We start from the raw sequence: 14395 nt of genomic DNA on the forward strand, positions 1-14395 counted from the left end.
CCGACGCGCGGCACGCGCCCCCGGTCCAGCCGAACCGGTGACAGCACAGGTGAGTTCGCCCACAACAGCCCCTGGCGGAGGAGCGACCGGACGTTTTGCGCCTTACGCTCGACGGACCGCACGACCCCCGTCTTTCACATCCCGCCAGCGGAGGTTTCTGCTTCATGAAGCTCACCGTCGTCGGCTGCTCGGGGTCGTTCCCGTCCGCGGAATCGGCCTGCTCGAGCTACCTCGTCGAGGCCGACGGCTTCCGGCTGCTCCTCGACATGGGCAATGGCGCCCTGGGCGAGCTGCAGCGCCACTGCGGTCTCTACGACCTCGACGCGATCTTCCTCAGCCATCTGCACGCCGACCACTGCATCGACATGTGCGCGTACTTCGTCGCGCGCTACTACCGGCACGACGGCGGCCGCTGCGCCCCCCTCCCCGTGTTCGGCCCCGAGGGCACGGAGCATCGCCTGACCACGGCCTACGCCGACACCCCCTCGGCCTCCTCGATGAGCGAGGTCTTCGACTTCCACACGGTCAAGCCGTCCACGTTCGAGATCGGCCCGTTCACGGTCCACACCGAGCGGGTGGCCCATCCGGTGGAGGCGTACGCCATCCGGATCGAGCACGGCGGCAGGTCGCTGACGTACTCCGGCGACACGGGCGTCACGCCCGTCCTCGACGAACTGGCGCGCGACACCGACCTCTTCCTGTGCGAGGCCGCCTTCACGCACGGCAAGGAGAACATCCCCGACCTGCACCTCAACGGCCGCGAGGCCGGCGAGACAGCGACCCGCGCCGGCGCCCGCCGCCTGGTCCTCACCCACATCCCGCCGTGGACGGACCCCCACATCAACCTCGCGGACGCCCGCGCGGTGTACAGCGGGCCGGTGGAGCTGGCGGCGCCGAGGATGTCGTACGAGATCTGAGGGCTGAACAGGGGAAGGCCCCGGGAGCGTCCACCGCTCCCGGGGCCTTCCTCGTCCCGCGCGCTGTTACTTGGCCTCGGCCTTCAGCAGCTCGGCCAGTTCCTCGTCGGACTCGCGGCCCGGCGTCGGCAGGTTGAACCTGACGATCGCGAAGCGGAAGACGACGTAGTAGACCGCGGCGAAGCACAGGCCCACCAGGGCCAGGCCCCACGGGTTGTGCGCGATGCCCAGGTTCAGGAAGAAGTCGACCGCACCGGCCGAGAAGCCGAAGCCGTCCTTCATGCCGAGCGCCCAGGTCAGCGCCAGCGAGACACCCGTGAGGACCGCGTGGATCGCGTACAGCACCGGCGCGATGAACATGAACGTGAACTCGATCGGCTCGGTGACACCGGTGACGAAGGAGGTCAGCGCGAGGGAGAACATCATGCCGCCGACGACCTTGCGGCGCTCGGGGCGGGCGCAGTGGACGATCGCGAGGCAGGCGGCCGGCAGGGCGAACATCATGATCGGGAAGAAGCCGGTCATGAACTGGCCCGCGGTCGGGTCGCCCGCCAGGAAGCGGCCGATGTCGCCGCTCTTGCCCTGGTACTCGCCGGCCTGGAACCACGGGAAGGAGTTGAGCAGGTGGTGCATGCCGATCGGGATCAGCGCACGGTTGGCCACACCGAAGATGCCCGCGCCGACGGCGCCGGAGCCGACCAGCCACTCACCGAAGTTGTGCAGACCCGTACCGAGGATCGGCCAGATGTAGCCGAAGACGATGCCGATGATCAGACCCGCGAAGGCCGACAGGATCGGGACCAGGCGGCGGCCACCGAAGAAGCCCGCCCAGTCGGGCAGCTTGGTGCGGTAGAAGCGCTGGTAGAGCAGGGCCACGACGAGGCCCATGACGACACCGCCGAGGACCTTGGCGTCGACGGCCTGCTCGACCATCACGATCTTGCCGTCGACTATGGCTTCCTTCTTGGGCAGGCTGCCGTCCGTGAACGTGGCCAGCACGTTCTTGAAGACGAGGTAGCCGGCGACGGCCGCGAGCGCCGTGGAGCCGTCCGACTTCTTCGCGAAGCCGATCGCGATGCCCACGGCGAACAGCAGCGCCATGTTGTCGAGGATCGCGTTGCCGCCGGCCGCCATGAAGCCCGCGATCTTCGTGAGGAAGGCCGGGAACTCCGGGCGACCGAGCATGTCGGTGTTGCCGAGGCGCACCAGGAGGGCGGCGGCCGGCAGCACGGCAACCGGCAGCATGAGGCTGCGGCCGATGCGCTGCAGGACCGACATCACCCCGGCGCCCTTCTTGTCGGCCGCGGGAGCGGCGCTGGCCGTGGTCACAACTTCCTCCAGTGGGCAAGGCGCCGCCCAGGACATGGGAAGGGACGGCGGCGTCTTCGGTGGGTTGCGGCGCCCGTTCGGGACCTCCGCATGGTCTACACCACTCAGTGGTGTAGACCTGTTGTAGCACGGTGAAGGGCGTATAAGGAACCCGCGATTCCTGCTACCGCGGCGCTACGCGCAGTGCCCGGCGGGGCGACGCAAAAGGCCACGCAAAGGGCCACGGAAAAGGTCACGGAAAAGGCCACGGAAAGGCCCCTCGGACCGGGGGTCCAAGGGGCCTTGAGGGGCGGGGAGTTCAGGCCTTGGTGACGTCCTCGTGTTCCTCCTCCGGCTCGCGGCCGGGTGTCTTGAGGTCGAACTTTGTGATCGCGAAGCGGAAGACGGCGTAGTAGACGGCCGCGAAGACCAGGCCGATCGGGATGATCAGCCACGGTTTCGTGGCCAGGTTCCAGTTGATGATGTAGTCGATGAGGCCGGCCGAGAAGCTGAAGCCGTCGTGGACGCCCAGGGCCCAGGTCACCGCCATCGAGACGCCCGTCAGCAGCGCGTGCACCGCGTACAGCGCGGGCGCGATGAACAGGAACGAGTACTCGATCGGCTCGGTGATGCCCGTCACGAACGAGGTCAGGGCCACCGAGAGCATCAGGCCGCCGACCTCCTTGCGGCGCTCGGGGCGGGCGGTGTGGGTGATCGCCAGGGCCGCCGCCGGCAGGGCGAACATCATGATCGGGAAGAAGCCGGTGAGGAACTGGCCCGCGTCCGGGTCGCCCGCCAGGAACATGTTGATGTCGCCGTGCACCACGGAGCCGTCCGGCTTGGTGTACGTCCCGAACTGGAACCAGATCGGCACGTTCAGGAACTGGTGCAGCCCGATCACCAGCAGCGCACGGTTCGCGATGCCGAAGATGCCCGCACCCCAGGCACCCGCGTCGCTCAGCCAGTCGCTGAAGCTCTCCAGCGCGTCACCGATCGGCGGCCAGACCCACAGGCACAGGGCCGCGAAGGCGATCGCGACGAACGCCATGATGATCGGCACCAGCCGGCGGCCGTTGAAGAAGCCCAGCCAGTCCACCAGCCTGGTGCGGTGGTAGCGCTGCCAGAAGAACGCCGCCAGCAGACCCATCACGATGCCACCGAAGACACCGGGGTTCTGATAGGTGAACGCCGTCACCGTCGCGTCGATGTTGCCCTGGCAGCCGATGTTGGGGACCGGCTTCGTCCCCGCCGGGCAGTCCTCCGGGAACTGGCGCAGCACGTTGTAGTAGACGAGAAACCCCGCCAGCGCGGCCAGCGCCGTCGAACCGTCGGACTTCTTCGCCATACCGATGGCCACACCCACACAGAACAGCAGCGGCAGCCCCAACGCCCCGTCCAGCAGCGCCCCGCCCGCGCCCGCCATGACCTTGGACACGTCGGTCCAGCCGAGCCCGTCCTTGCCGAACACGTCCGGCTGGCCGAGCCGGTTGAGGATGCCCGCCGCCGGCAGCACGGCGATGGGGAGCTGAAGGCTGCGGCCCATCTTCTGCAGCCCCTGGAACAGGTTGTTCCAGTGAGCGCGCGGGGGACTGACGGCTTCTTCACTCATGGTTTGGCGACCGCCTGTCAGGTGGTGTAGACCAGTCACGGACGATTTCGTTGCTGTGACGTCATCCTTCGGTACCGGCGGCACAATCGCTCGCGAAAATGGGCCAACTGTGGGTTACTGCGACAAAGCGGTTCGGATCAGGGAGAAAGAACATGGCCAGCAAGGCTGAGAAGATCGTTGCCGGGCTCGGCGGCATCGACAACATCGAAGAGGTCGAGGGCTGCATCACCCGCCTGCGCACCGAGGTCCACGACCCGTCGCTGGTCGACGAAGCCGCCCTGAAGGCCGCCGGCGCCCACGGCGTCGTCAAGATGGGCACCGCCGTCCAGGTCGTCATCGGCACCGACGCCGACCCGATCGCCGCCGACATCGAAGACATGATGTGAGCCCACCGGTTCACCTGTAAGGGGCTCTTCCCACCGCGGGAGGAGCCCCTCGCGCTGCTCCCGATAGGCTCGTGGCCATGTCTCGAATCGACGGCCGCACCCCCGAACAGCTCCGCCCGGTCACCATCGAGCGCGGCTGGAGCAAGCACGCCGAGGGCTCCGTCCTCGTCTCCTTCGGTGACACGAAGGTCCTCTGCACCGCCTCCTTCACCGAAGGCGTCCCGCGCTGGCGCAAGGGCAGCGGCGAAGGCTGGGTCACCGCCGAGTACTCCATGCTCCCCCGCGCCACCAACACCCGCGGCGACCGCGAGGCCGTCAAGGGCAGGATCGGCGGCCGCACCCACGAGATCTCCCGCCTCATCGGCCGCTCCCTGCGCGCCGTCATCGACTACAAGGCCCTCGGCGAGAACACGATCGTCCTGGACTGCGACGTCCTCCAGGCCGACGGCGGCACCCGTACGGCAGCCATCACCGGCGCCTACGTCGCCCTCGCCGACGCCATCGCCTGGGCCCAGGGCAAGAAGCTGATCAAGCCCGGCCGCAAGCCCCTGACCGGCAGCGTCTCCGCCGTCTCCGTCGGCATCGTCGGCAGCGTCCCGCTCCTCGACCTCTGCTACGAGGAGGACGTACGGGCCGAGACCGACATGAACGTCGTCTGCACCGGCGACGGACGCTTCGTCGAGGTCCAGGGCACCGCCGAGGCCCAGCCCTTCGCGCGCGACGAGCTGAACGCCCTGCTCGACCTCGCGGTCGCCGGCTGCACCGACCTGGCCGCGCTGCAGACCAAGGCGCTCACGCAGTAACACACCCACAGTGACGGCGGGCGGTCCGGGCAACCGGGCCGCCCGCCGCCGCGTCACTAGGAATACGGGCGCACCGGCTCACCCCTGTGCGCCCGGCCGTTGAGGGGCCGCAAGGCCCAGAGGGAGGGACCGTTTCCATGGCCGCGAGCCGCCGACGCCGCCGTACCGCAGCCGTCGCCGCCACCCTGGCGGCCGTCGTGCTGACGGCCGGCCTGACCACCGGCTGCGACGCCGTCGACAAGGCGCTGAACTGCGTCGAGACCGCCGACGCCGTCGCCGATGCCGTGACCGACCTCCAGCAGGCGGTCGAGAACGCCGCCGACGACCCCGGCAAGACCGACGAGGCCATCGACGCCGTCGGTGAGAGCCTCGACAAGATAGACACCGAGACCGGCGACGCCGACCTCGACAAGGCCACCGAGGACCTGCGCAAGGCACTGACCGAGGTCACCACCGCCATCGACAACGGCGACGAGACGCCCGACATCAGCGGCGTCACCGACGCGGCCGGCGAACTCACCAAGGTCTGCACGCCGTAAGGCACTTCCTGGTGCCGCTCCTGAGGCACCGCGAGCGGGTCATGGCCGTACCGCGATACTGGACGCCATGACCCGCTTGATCCTCGCCACCCGCAACGCCGGAAAGATCACCGAGCTGAGGGCGATCCTCGCCGACGCAGGGCTGCCGCACGAACTCGTCGGCGCCGACGCCTACCCCGACGTCCCCGACGTCAAGGAGACCGGCGTCACCTTCGCCGAGAACGCCCTGCTCAAGGCGCACGCCCTCGCCCAGGCCACCGGTCTGCCCGCCGTCGCCGACGACTCCGGCCTCTGCGTCGACGTCCTGAACGGCGCCCCCGGCATCTTCTCCGCCCGCTGGGCCGGCCGGCACGGCGACGACAGGGCCAACCTCGACCTGCTCCTCGCCCAGCTCTCCGACATCGCCGACGAACACCGCGGCGCCCACTTCGCCTGCGCCGCCGCCCTCGCCCTGCCCGACGGCACGGAGCGCGTCGTCGAAGGCCGCCTCCTGGGCACCCTGCGCCACACCCCCGCCGGCACCGGCGGCTTCGGCTACGACCCGATCCTCCAGCCCGAGGGCGAGACCCGCACCTGCGCGGAGCTGACCCCGGCCGAGAAGAACGCGATCAGCCATCGCGGCAAGGCGTTCAGGGGGCTCGTGCCTGTGGTGCGGGAGCTGCTGGGGGGCTGACAGCGACCGGTTCGTCCCGCCGGCACACGAACCGAAGAAGAGTGCGGTCGGTGGGACTCGAACCCACACGGGATTTCTCCCACGGGCACCTAAAACCCGCGCGTATCGCCTATTTCGCCACGACCGCCCTAAAACGGACATCCGGCTAGCCGGTGCCGTCAGGTGACCACAGTGTACGGGGATGCCCGCTCGCCCCGCGCCGGGTCTTCTTACGACACCATGTGGCGGTCAGCGCATGGCAGTTAGGGCAGAGGTAGCGAAGGTTTTCCGCGCGATTGTCGAGCCAGTCGCCGTTGATGTGGTCGATCTGGAGCGTGATCGACTGCCCGAGCCATTCGCACTCAAGCGCCGCGTGGAGTCGTTCGCGGTTCGGGCGTGCCAAGCGGGGAGGGCGAATCCGAAGCACGTCCGCGGCGCGTGAGCGCGGTCGTGGAGCCGCCCCCCAGCTCCGCCGCTTGAAATGGCTGGTGTCGAGGCCCAGCCGTGATCCGCATAGCTGGACACCGCAGGGACGATCTCACGCAGACGATCTTCGGGGACGGTCGTTCGTGTGTGACGAAAGTGCGCTGTGCTGATGCCCCGTTCTCGCAGGAGGCGGCCTAGAGCTGCCCGTACTCGACCATCGTGAGGGATTCCGAGGGCCCTGGCTGTGGCCCGAATGCTGTCAGTCGACTGGGCGGCCGACCGGAGTTCGTCGTCCGTGAAGGGGAGATGGGCAAGCGTTCCGGGCCGCACAGCAGGGCCAGCCAGCGGTTGCGGGAGTCGCGCCGAGCTTCAGCGCCACCTCCCGCAAGGTCGAGGAGCACGCCGCCGCCGCGGCTATGGCCGTGTCCGAGTACTTGTGCCTGGTGAAGTGGCTGGTGTCGATGCCGTGTGCGGCAACCGCCCGCTGGAGCGCGCGCCGCTGCCCTCCGCTGGGCTTGAGGCCAAGTCGGCGCACCAGTTCGTTCCATGTGCGCGACTGGCTCACTGCGGAGGCGAGTGCCTCATGTTCCACGCGTCCCCCTTCCGGCCCGACCGGACGTTCCTCTCTCGAACGGATCAACGATCCGAAGGGCGGATGGTCACGCCGGGCCGGGCCGGGGTGGGTCGATCAGATGCCCAGATCCTTGATGATCTTGGCCACGTGCCCCGTCGCGCGGACGTTGTAGAGGGCTTGTTCGACCTTGCCCTCCTCGTCGACGACGATCGTGGAGCGGATGACGCCCATGTAGGTCTTGCCGTAGTTCTTCTTCTCGCCGAAGGCGCCGTAGGACTCCGTGACCGTCTTCTCCGGGTCCGCCAGCAGCGTGACCTTCAGGGACTCCTTGTCGCGGAACTTGGCCAGCTTCTCCGGGGCGTCGGGGGAGATGCCGATGACGTCGTAGCCGGCGCCGGCCAGGAGGTCGAGGTTGTCCGTGAAGTCGCAGGCCTGCTTGGTGCAGCCGGGCGTGAGGGCGGCGGGGTAGAAGTACACGATGACCTTGCGGCCCTTGTGGTCCGACAGGGAGACCTCGTTGCCGTCCGCGTCGGGGAGGGTGAAGGCGGGGGCCACGTCCCCGGGCTGAAGTCGTTCGCTCATGCCAACGAGACTAACGGGGGGTCCTGACAGTGCGGGCGGCCGTTGAGCTGACAGACTGTCCGGGACAGCATCAGCAGACACGGAGGCCGTACGGTGGCGGACACGTCGGACACCAGAACCCCGGCGCAGATCGAGGCGGACATCAGGCGCCGCCGCGAAGTGCTGGCCGAGACGCTCGACGAGATCGGCGTGCGGGTGCACCCGAAGACCATCGTCGGCGACGCCAAGGCCAAGGTCGTGGCGAATGTCGATCACACCCTGGGCAAGGCCTATGTACAGGTCAACCGGGTCGTGACCGAGGTCAGGGAGAAGTTCGTGGACGACGAGGGAGCGCCTCGCCTGGAGCGGGTCCTTCCGGTCGCGCTCCTCGCCGTCGGTGTCGTCGGGCTGCTCGCCCTCGGCACCCGGCGCCGCAAGGGCTGACCCTCTCGCGTCCCCAGGCGCCGAAGGCAGGTAGGTTCGAGGTGTGAGCGCCAACAGAAACGACAGCACCCATCACGACAAGCTGCCCATCCGCATGCTGCACGACCGAGTTCTCGTGCGGCAGGACACCAGCGAGGGCGAGCGGCGTTCCGGCGGCGGCATCCTGATCCCCGCCACGGCCGCCGTGGGCCGTCGGCTGGCGTGGGCGGAGGTCGTCGCGGTGGGGCAGAACGTACGGACCGTGGAGCCCGGGGACCGCGTCCTGTACGACCCGGAGGACCGGGCCGAGGTGGAGGTGCGCGGTACCGCGTACGTGCTGATGCGCGAGCGCGACCTGCACGCCGTCGCCGCCGACCGGTTCGAGGGGTCCGAGGACTCCACCGGCCTGTATCTCTGAGTACCTCTGAATCTGTGCCTGCGTGAGGGGCCGGTGACCATCGTCACCGGCCCTTCACTCATTTGCTTGCTAGATTCGAAGGAGACCCCCCGACGAGACGCGCCGTACCGGGGCCGCCGCACCTTGGCGGACGCGCAAAGACGACGCACCCCCTGACATGCTGTCTCTCGGAGGTGCTCCCCATGGCCTGGGTTCTGCTCGTCGTCGCCGGTCTGCTCGAGGTCGGCTGGTCGATCGGGATGAAGTACACCGACGGGTTCACCCGTCTCGTCCCCAGCCTGTTCACCGGCGCAGGCATCGTCGCCAGCATGGTGCTGCTGTCCTACGCCGCCCGCACACTGCCCATCGGCACCGCCTACGGCGTCTGGGTCGGCATCGGTGCGGCCGGTGCGGCGGTGCTCGGCATGGTGGTGCTCGGTGAGCCGGCCACCGCCGCCCGGATCTTCTTCATCTGTCTGCTGCTGGTCGCCGTGGTGGGTCTCAAGGCGACCTCAGGCCACTGACCTCTCGAACAGGTCACTGACCTCTGAGGTCTCCGCCGCCCGTGACCAGGCCGCCGTCCGTGTCGCCTCCGCCGCCGGCGTCCGTCCCGCCGTCCGTGGTGCCCCCGTCGCCGGTGGTGCCGCCGTCCGTGGTCGTCCCGCCGTCGCCGGTCGAGCCGCCGGTGACGACGCCCCCGCCCTCGGTCGTGCCGCCCGTGACGACGCCTCCGCCGCCGGTCACCACGCCGCCGTCCCCGGTGGTCCCGCCGTCCGTCGTGCCGCCGGGGGACGGCGTGTCGGAGGGCTCCTCTTCCTCCTCGGTCGGCTCCTGCGTGGACGGCTCGTCCGTGGGCTCCTCCTCGGAGGGCTCCTCCGTCGGCAGGTCCCACGTGCCCTCCTCCTCCTGCACCCACAGGTCGAAGTCGGTGACCGGCGTGCCCTCCAGGGCGTCCCGGGTGAACTGCGCCCAGATGTCCCCGGGCGGCCCGCCGCCGTTGATGCGGTCCAGACCCAGCGCGTTGTACAGCGGCTCGTGCTCGGCCGTCTCCGGGTTCTGGCCCATCACGGCGACCACGGTGGCCAGCTCGGGGGTGTAGCCCGCGAACCACGCGGCCTTGTCGTCCTCCGCCGTGCCGGTCTTGCCGGCGGCGGGGCGGCCCGCCTCCTGGGCGGCGTAGGCGGTGCCGTTCTCGACCACGCTCTGCAGGATCGACGTGGTGGTGTCGGCGGCCTCCCGGCTGACGGCCTGCTCGGTGCTGCGCGCGGGCAGCCGGATCTCCTCGCTGCCGTCCTTGGTGATCTTCTCGACCAGGGTGTACGTGCCGTGCTTGCCGTGGTTGGCGAGCGTCGCGTACGCCTCCGCCATGTCCAGCACGCTGGCCTGCGCGACGCCGAGCGCGATGGACGGCCCGGCCTCCTGCAGCTCGGGGGTGTCGGCGGGCAGGCCCAGGCCGATCGCGGTCTTCCTGACCTTCTCGACGCCCACGTCCACCGCCATCTGGGCGAACACCGAGTTCACGGACTTGTCGGTGGCCTCGCGGACGGAGATGTCGCCGTAGTCGACGTAGTCCTCGTTCTCCGGGGCGTAGTGGCCGCCGTCCCAGCCTTCGACCGGGCGCTCGTTGGTGCCGTCGTAGACCGTGTTCGGGGTGATGGGGCGGCCGTCCTGGGTGGTGGAGCCGTTCTGCGCGGCCGCGGTGAACACGAACGGCTTGAAGGTGGAGCCGACCTGGAAGTCCCGGCGGGTGGCGCCGTTGGTGTACTGCTTGACGTAGTCGATGCCGCCGTACATCGCGACGACCTTGCCGGTCTTCGGGTCGACGGCGGCGCCGCCCGCGCGGACGTAGTTGTCGACCTCGCGGTTCTTCTTGTCCAGCTTGGACATCAGCTGGTCGTTCACGGCCTTCACGAAGGCGTTCTGCTTGCTCTTCTGGAGCGTGGTGGTGATGCGGTAGCCGCCCCGCTCCAGCTCCTCGGTGCTGAGGATGTCGTGCTCGGTGAGGTACTGCTTGATCGCGTCGACGACATAGCCGCGCTGCCCGGACAGGCCGGTGGAGACGGTGGCCTCCTTGGGCGCCGGGAACTTGATGCCCTGCCGCTCGGCGGCGGACAGCCAGCCTTCGGAGACCATGCCGTCCAGGACGTAGTTCCAGCGGGCCTCGGCGGCCCGGCGGTTCTCCGGGTGCGCGACCACGTCGTACTCGCTGGGCGCGTTGAGCAGCGCCGCGAGGTAGGCGCCCTTGGCGGCGTCGAGTTCGGTGGCGTCGACGCCGTAGTAGGCCTGGGCCGCGGCCTGGACGCCGTAGGCGTTGCGGCCGAAGTAGCTGGTGTTGAGGTAGCCCTGGAGGATCTCGTCCTTGGACGTCTCGCGGTCCAGCTTGATCGAGATGAAGAACTCCTTCGCCTTGCGGGTGAGGGTCTGCTCCTGGGCGAGGTAGTAGTTCTTCACGTACTGCTGGGTGATCGTCGAGCCGGACTGCTTGCCCTTGCCGGTCGCGGTGTTCCAGGCGGCGCGGACCATCGCCTTGGGGTCGACGGCCGACTCGGAGTAGAAGTCGCGGTCCTCGGCGGCCAGGACGGCGTGCTGGGCGTCCAGGGAGATCTGCGCGAGGGAGACGTTCTCCCGGTTGATCTCGCCGTCGCGGGCCAGCTGGCTGCCGTCGGCGTAGAGGTAGACGTTGCTCTGCTTGGTCGCGAGCGCGTTCGCCGGCGGGATCTTGACCATCGAGTAGCCGAGGAAGAACAGGCCGGCGATCAGCAGGACGCCGACGACGAAGGTGCCCAGCACCATCCGCCAGGTCGGCACCAGTCGGCGCCACCCGGTGCGCTTGGGCCGCTTGGGCTTTCGGCCGTCCCCCGGCACCTCGCCCGCCGGGGTCCCCGGCTCGGTTCTCGGTGCCCAGCCCTCGGCCGGTCGCTGCGGCTGCGGCTCGTCGCTCATCTCGTGCACGGACTCCTGTGTCGCGTCGTACGTTCGTTCCCGTACGCCCTCGTACGCCTTCTTCGCCCCCAGATGAAGACTCTCGCACCACGCGTTCCGTTCCCGGCCAGCGGCACGCATTCGCCGGAAAACTGCGTGGCAGGTCGCCGCGCACCCCCGGTAGGCTCCTGCGCTTTGCGTGTGCAGGCGGTTCCTGGAGGGAGGTGCGGTGTGGGGACGGCACGGTTGTACGCGGCCGTCGCGGCGGGGGGATTCCGACGGTACGCCACTTATCGGGCGGCGACGGCCGCCGGGGTGTTCACGAACACCGTGTTCGGCGTGATCATCGTCTCCACGTATCTGGCGCTGTGGGACGAGAGACCTCACCTCGGCGGGTACGACCAGACACAGGCGGTCACCTACGCGTGGCTGGGGCAGGCGCTGTACTCGACGCTGGCGATCCAGGGCGGGGGCGCCGAGAAGGACCTGATGGCGCGCATCCGCACGGGCGAGATCGCGATCGACCTGTACCGGCCCGCCGACCTCCAACTGTGGTGGCTGGCGACCGACTTGGGCCGGTCGATGTTCCAGCTGATCGGGCGCGGGGTGATCCCGTTCACCTTCGGCGCGCTGGTCTTCGACATGGCGCTGCCCACGGACGTCACCGCCTGGGCCGCGTTCCTCGTGGCGCTGCTGCTCGCGATGCTCGTCAGCTTCGGCATCCGCTATCTGGCCGCGCTGGGTGTGTTCTGGCTCATGGACGACCGGGGGATCTCCCAGGCCGTGATGGTCACGGGCGTCTTCTTCTCGGGGATGCTGCTGCCGCTGAACGCCTTCCCGGGAGTGCTCGGCGATCTCGCCCGGGGGCTGCCGTGGGCGGCGCAGCTGCAGATGCCGGCCGATGTGCTGATGGGCACGTCCGGGGCGCTCGGGGCGTACGTCTTCCAGGCGGCGTGGGCGGTGGCGCTGCTGGCGGCGGGCCGGCTGGTGCAGCAGGCGGCGACCCGGCGGGTGGTGGTGCAGGGTGGCTGACAGCGCTGTGCGCGAGCCGGGCCGCGCGTACGTCGAGGGGCCGGGTTCCCGGTTCCGGGAGGGGCTGCGGGCCTACGGGCTGATCGCCGGGATGTGGATCCGCTCCACCGTCGCCTACCGCTCGTCCTTCGTCCTGACGGTGATCGGCAACCTGCTGCTGACCGCGCTGGACTTCGTCGGCATCCTGCTGATGTTCTCGCAGGTCGACTCGCTGGGCGGCTGGACCCTGCCGGAGGTCGCCCTGCTGTACGGCCTGTCGGCGACCGCGTTCGGCCTCGCCGATCTGACGCTGGGCTCGATGGACTCCCTCGGCGCCCGGATCAGGGACGGCTCCTTCGACACGCTGCTGGTGCGGCCCGCGCCGGTGCTCGCCCAGGTCGGCGCCGACCGCTTCGCGCTGCGCAGGCTGGGCCGGATCACCCAGGGCGTGCTGGTGCTGGCGTACGGGCTGGTGTCGGTGGACGTCGCCTGGAGCCTGCCGAAGGTGCTGCTGGTGCCGATGATGCTGGCCGGCGGCGCGGTGATCTTCGGGGCGATCTTCGTCGGGGGCGCCGCCTTCCAGTTCCTGGCGCAGGACGCGGCCGAGGTGCAGAACGCGTTCACGTACGGCGGGAACACCCTGCTGCAGTATCCGCCGGGCGTGTTCGGCAAGGACCTGGTGCGCGGGGTGACCTTCCTGCTGCCGCTGGCCTTCGTCAACTGGGTGCCCGCCGCCTATCTGCTGGACCGGCCCTACCCGATCGGGCTGCCGCAGTGGGCGGCGTTCCTGACGCCGCTGGTCGCGGTGGCGTTCTGTGTGCCGGCCGGGCTGGCGTGGCGGGCGGGCCTGAGGTCGTATCGGAGCACGGGGAGTTGAGGTCGGATGGCTGAGCGTTTCATCGAGGTGGACGGCGTCGAGAAGGTCTTCGACGTCCGCCGCAGGACGGGCTTCCTCAAGCGGGAGCGCAAGCAGGTGCGGGCGGTCGACGGGCTGTCCTTCACCATCGGGCGCGGCGAGATGGTCGGCTACATCGGCCCCAACGGCGCCGGGAAGTCGACCACGATCAAGATGCTGACCGGCATCCTCACCCCCAGCGGGGGCCGGCTGCGGGTGGCGGGCATCGAGCCCGCCCGGGAGCGGGTCCGGCTCGCGCACCGCATCGGTGTGGTCTTCGGGCAGCGCACGACCCTGTGGTGGGACCTGCCGCTGATCGACTCCTACCGGCTGATGCACCGCATGTACCGCATCCCCGACGCCCGCTACCGCGCGAACCTCGACCGCCTCGTGGAACTGCTGGACCTGGCCGACCTGTTGGAGGTCCCCGTACGGCAGCTCTCGCTCGGCCAGCGCATGCGCGGCGACATCGCGGCGGCCCTGCTGCACGACCCCGAGGTGCTGTACCTGGACGAGCCGACGATCGGCCTGGACGTCATCTCCAAGGCGAAGGTGCGCGCGTTCCTGCGGGAGCTGAACACCGAGCGCGGCACGACCGTGCTGCTGACCACGCACGACCTGCAGGACATCGAGCAGCTCTGCTCCCGGGTGATGGTCATCGACCATGGCCGTCTGATGTACGACGGCGCCCTCGCGGGTCTGCACGAGGCGGGGGAGAGCGAGCGGACGCTGGTCGTGGACCTGGAGCGCGAGATGCCGCCGATCGAGGTCGCCCCCGCCCGGGTGGTCCGGGTGGAGGGGCCGCGCCAGTGGCTGGCCTTCCCGGCGTCGCAGTCGGCGGCGCCGCTGGTCGCCGAGATCGCGGCCCGTTGCCCGCTGGTGGACCTGTCGGTGCGGGAGCCGGACATCGAGGCCGTGATCGCGAGAATGTACGAGGGCAGGGCGACCGCGTAGTGCGCGCGGCCCGGACCT

16 protein-coding genes, 1 tRNA gene and 1 riboswitch are annotated in these 14395 nt (G+C 69.6%); of the genes, 11 read left to right on the plus strand and 6 right to left on the minus strand.

What is annotated here, in order from left to right; all coding sequences use genetic code 11:
* Window positions 1-164: 164 nt before the first annotated feature.
* Window positions 165-917: an MBL fold metallo-hydrolase gene (locus RKD23_RS23510; RefSeq protein WP_424855457.1), complete on the plus strand. Its 753-nt coding sequence runs from the start codon at window positions 165-167 to the stop codon at window positions 915-917.
* Window positions 918-983: 66 nt separating this feature from the next.
* Here RKD23_RS23510 and RKD23_RS23515 read toward each other — a convergent pair whose 3' ends face one another.
* Both RKD23_RS23515 and RKD23_RS23520 read right to left on the minus strand, forming a co-directional pair.
* A complete protein-coding gene (locus tag RKD23_RS23515) occupies window positions 984-2246 on the minus strand; it encodes a PTS transporter subunit EIIC (RefSeq protein WP_424855458.1) in 1263 nt (420 codons plus the stop codon).
* 298 nt (window positions 2247-2544) lie between these two features.
* Window positions 2545-3834, minus strand: a complete 1290-nt coding sequence (locus RKD23_RS23520; RefSeq protein ID WP_424855459.1) for a PTS transporter subunit EIIC — start codon at window positions 3832-3834, stop codon at window positions 2545-2547.
* Between the two features lie 152 nt (window positions 3835-3986).
* On the opposite strand from RKD23_RS23520, the gene RKD23_RS23525 reads away from it, so the two are divergent.
* From RKD23_RS23525 to rdgB, 4 genes are all read left to right on the plus strand, one after another.
* Window positions 3987-4220 (plus strand): glucose PTS transporter subunit EIIB, encoded by a 234-nt coding sequence (locus RKD23_RS23525; protein WP_404047046.1) that lies wholly within the window; start codon window positions 3987-3989, stop codon window positions 4218-4220.
* 77 nt (window positions 4221-4297) lie between these two features.
* The gene (gene rph, locus RKD23_RS23530; RefSeq protein WP_424855460.1) at window positions 4298-5023 is read left to right on the plus strand and encodes a ribonuclease PH; all 726 of its coding nucleotides are present in this window, start codon (window positions 4298-4300) and stop codon (window positions 5021-5023) included.
* Window positions 5024-5160: 137 nt separating this feature from the next.
* Window positions 5161-5562: a hypothetical protein gene (locus RKD23_RS23535; protein WP_404047041.1), complete on the plus strand. Its 402-nt coding sequence runs from the start codon at window positions 5161-5163 to the stop codon at window positions 5560-5562.
* 67 nt (window positions 5563-5629) lie between these two features.
* Window positions 5630-6235, plus strand: a complete 606-nt coding sequence (gene rdgB / locus RKD23_RS23540; protein WP_404047038.1) for an RdgB/HAM1 family non-canonical purine NTP pyrophosphatase — start codon at window positions 5630-5632, stop codon at window positions 6233-6235.
* Window positions 6236-6277: 42 nt separating this feature from the next.
* Here the strand turns inward: rdgB and RKD23_RS23545 are convergent.
* From RKD23_RS23545 to bcp, 3 genes are all read right to left on the minus strand, one after another.
* Window positions 6278-6362 (minus strand) — tRNA-Leu (locus RKD23_RS23545).
* 18 nt (window positions 6363-6380) lie between these two features.
* Window positions 6381-6641, minus strand: coding sequence for an HNH endonuclease (locus tag RKD23_RS23550; RefSeq protein WP_424855461.1), 261 nt, complete (start codon window positions 6639-6641; stop codon window positions 6381-6383).
* 687 nt (window positions 6642-7328) lie between these two features.
* Window positions 7329-7796, minus strand: a complete 468-nt coding sequence (gene bcp / locus RKD23_RS23555; protein ID WP_424855462.1) for a thioredoxin-dependent thiol peroxidase — start codon at window positions 7794-7796, stop codon at window positions 7329-7331.
* 93 nt (window positions 7797-7889) lie between these two features.
* On the opposite strand from bcp, the gene RKD23_RS23560 reads away from it, so the two are divergent.
* From RKD23_RS23560 to sugE, 3 genes are all read left to right on the plus strand, one after another.
* On the plus strand, window positions 7890-8219 hold the full coding sequence (locus tag RKD23_RS23560) for a DUF3618 domain-containing protein (protein WP_424855463.1): 330 nt from the start codon (window positions 7890-7892) through the stop codon (window positions 8217-8219).
* Window positions 8220-8313: 94 nt separating this feature from the next.
* Complete coding sequence (locus tag RKD23_RS23565) at window positions 8314-8616, plus strand: GroES family chaperonin (RefSeq protein ID WP_203634995.1); 303 nt, start codon at window positions 8314-8316, stop codon at window positions 8614-8616.
* Window positions 8617-8683: 67 nt separating this feature from the next.
* A riboswitch (guanidine-III (ykkC-III) riboswitch) is annotated at window positions 8684-8766 on the plus strand.
* Window positions 8767-8798: 32 nt separating this feature from the next.
* Window positions 8799-9119 carry a quaternary ammonium compound efflux SMR transporter SugE gene (gene sugE, locus RKD23_RS23570; RefSeq protein ID WP_239766353.1) on the plus strand — a complete coding sequence of 107 codons (321 nt, stop codon included), beginning with the start codon at window positions 8799-8801 and terminating at the stop codon, window positions 9117-9119.
* 13 nt (window positions 9120-9132) lie between these two features.
* On the opposite strand, the gene RKD23_RS23575 is transcribed toward sugE, so the two are convergent.
* Window positions 9133-11538, minus strand: coding sequence for a transglycosylase domain-containing protein (locus RKD23_RS23575; protein WP_424855464.1), 2406 nt, complete (start codon window positions 11536-11538; stop codon window positions 9133-9135).
* A gap of 210 nt (window positions 11539-11748) precedes the next feature.
* Between RKD23_RS23575 and RKD23_RS23580 the strand changes: the two genes are divergently transcribed.
* The 3 genes from RKD23_RS23580 (at window position 11749) to RKD23_RS23590 (ending at window position 14377) form a co-directional block, all read left to right on the plus strand.
* The gene (locus RKD23_RS23580; protein ID WP_424855465.1) at window positions 11749-12549 is read left to right on the plus strand and encodes an ABC transporter permease; all 801 of its coding nucleotides are present in this window, start codon (window positions 11749-11751) and stop codon (window positions 12547-12549) included.
* A gap of 91 nt (window positions 12550-12640) precedes the next feature.
* Window positions 12641-13405, plus strand: coding sequence for an ABC transporter permease (locus RKD23_RS23585; RefSeq protein ID WP_424858317.1), 765 nt, complete (start codon window positions 12641-12643; stop codon window positions 13403-13405).
* Between the two features lie 6 nt (window positions 13406-13411).
* Window positions 13412-14377 (plus strand): ABC transporter ATP-binding protein, encoded by a 966-nt coding sequence (locus RKD23_RS23590; protein WP_424855466.1) that lies wholly within the window; start codon window positions 13412-13414, stop codon window positions 14375-14377.
* Window positions 14378-14395: the final 18 nt, after the last annotated feature.

It is taken from the genome of Streptomyces sp. SAI-170 (assembly GCF_049739565.1).
Lineage (GTDB): Bacteria > Actinomycetota > Actinomycetes > Streptomycetales > Streptomycetaceae > Streptomyces.

Coding starts and splice junctions, on each gene's coding strand:
- RKD23_RS23535 (WP_404047041.1), top strand. CDS start 5,161: ATGGCCGCGAGCCGCCGACGCCGCCGTACCGCAGCCGTCGCCGCCACC.
- rdgB (WP_404047038.1), top strand. CDS start 5,630: ATGACCCGCTTGATCCTCGCCACCCGCAACGCCGGAAAGATCACCGAG.
- RKD23_RS23575 (WP_424855464.1), bottom strand. CDS start 11,538: ATGAGCGACGAGCCGCAGCCGCAGCGACCGGCCGAGGGCTGGGCACCG.
- RKD23_RS23590 (WP_424855466.1), top strand. CDS start 13,412: ATGGCTGAGCGTTTCATCGAGGTGGACGGCGTCGAGAAGGTCTTCGAC.
- bcp (WP_424855462.1), bottom strand. CDS start 7,796: ATGAGCGAACGACTTCAGCCCGGGGACGTGGCCCCCGCCTTCACCCTC.
- rph (WP_424855460.1), top strand. CDS start 4,298: ATGTCTCGAATCGACGGCCGCACCCCCGAACAGCTCCGCCCGGTCACC.
- RKD23_RS23525 (WP_404047046.1), top strand. CDS start 3,987: ATGGCCAGCAAGGCTGAGAAGATCGTTGCCGGGCTCGGCGGCATCGAC.
- RKD23_RS23565 (WP_203634995.1), top strand. CDS start 8,314: ATGCTGCACGACCGAGTTCTCGTGCGGCAGGACACCAGCGAGGGCGAG.
- RKD23_RS23520 (WP_424855459.1), bottom strand. CDS start 3,834: ATGAGTGAAGAAGCCGTCAGTCCCCCGCGCGCTCACTGGAACAACCTG.
- sugE (WP_239766353.1), top strand. CDS start 8,799: ATGGCCTGGGTTCTGCTCGTCGTCGCCGGTCTGCTCGAGGTCGGCTGG.
- RKD23_RS23510 (WP_424855457.1), top strand. CDS start 165: ATGAAGCTCACCGTCGTCGGCTGCTCGGGGTCGTTCCCGTCCGCGGAA.
- RKD23_RS23585 (WP_424858317.1), top strand. CDS start 12,641: ATGTGGATCCGCTCCACCGTCGCCTACCGCTCGTCCTTCGTCCTGACG.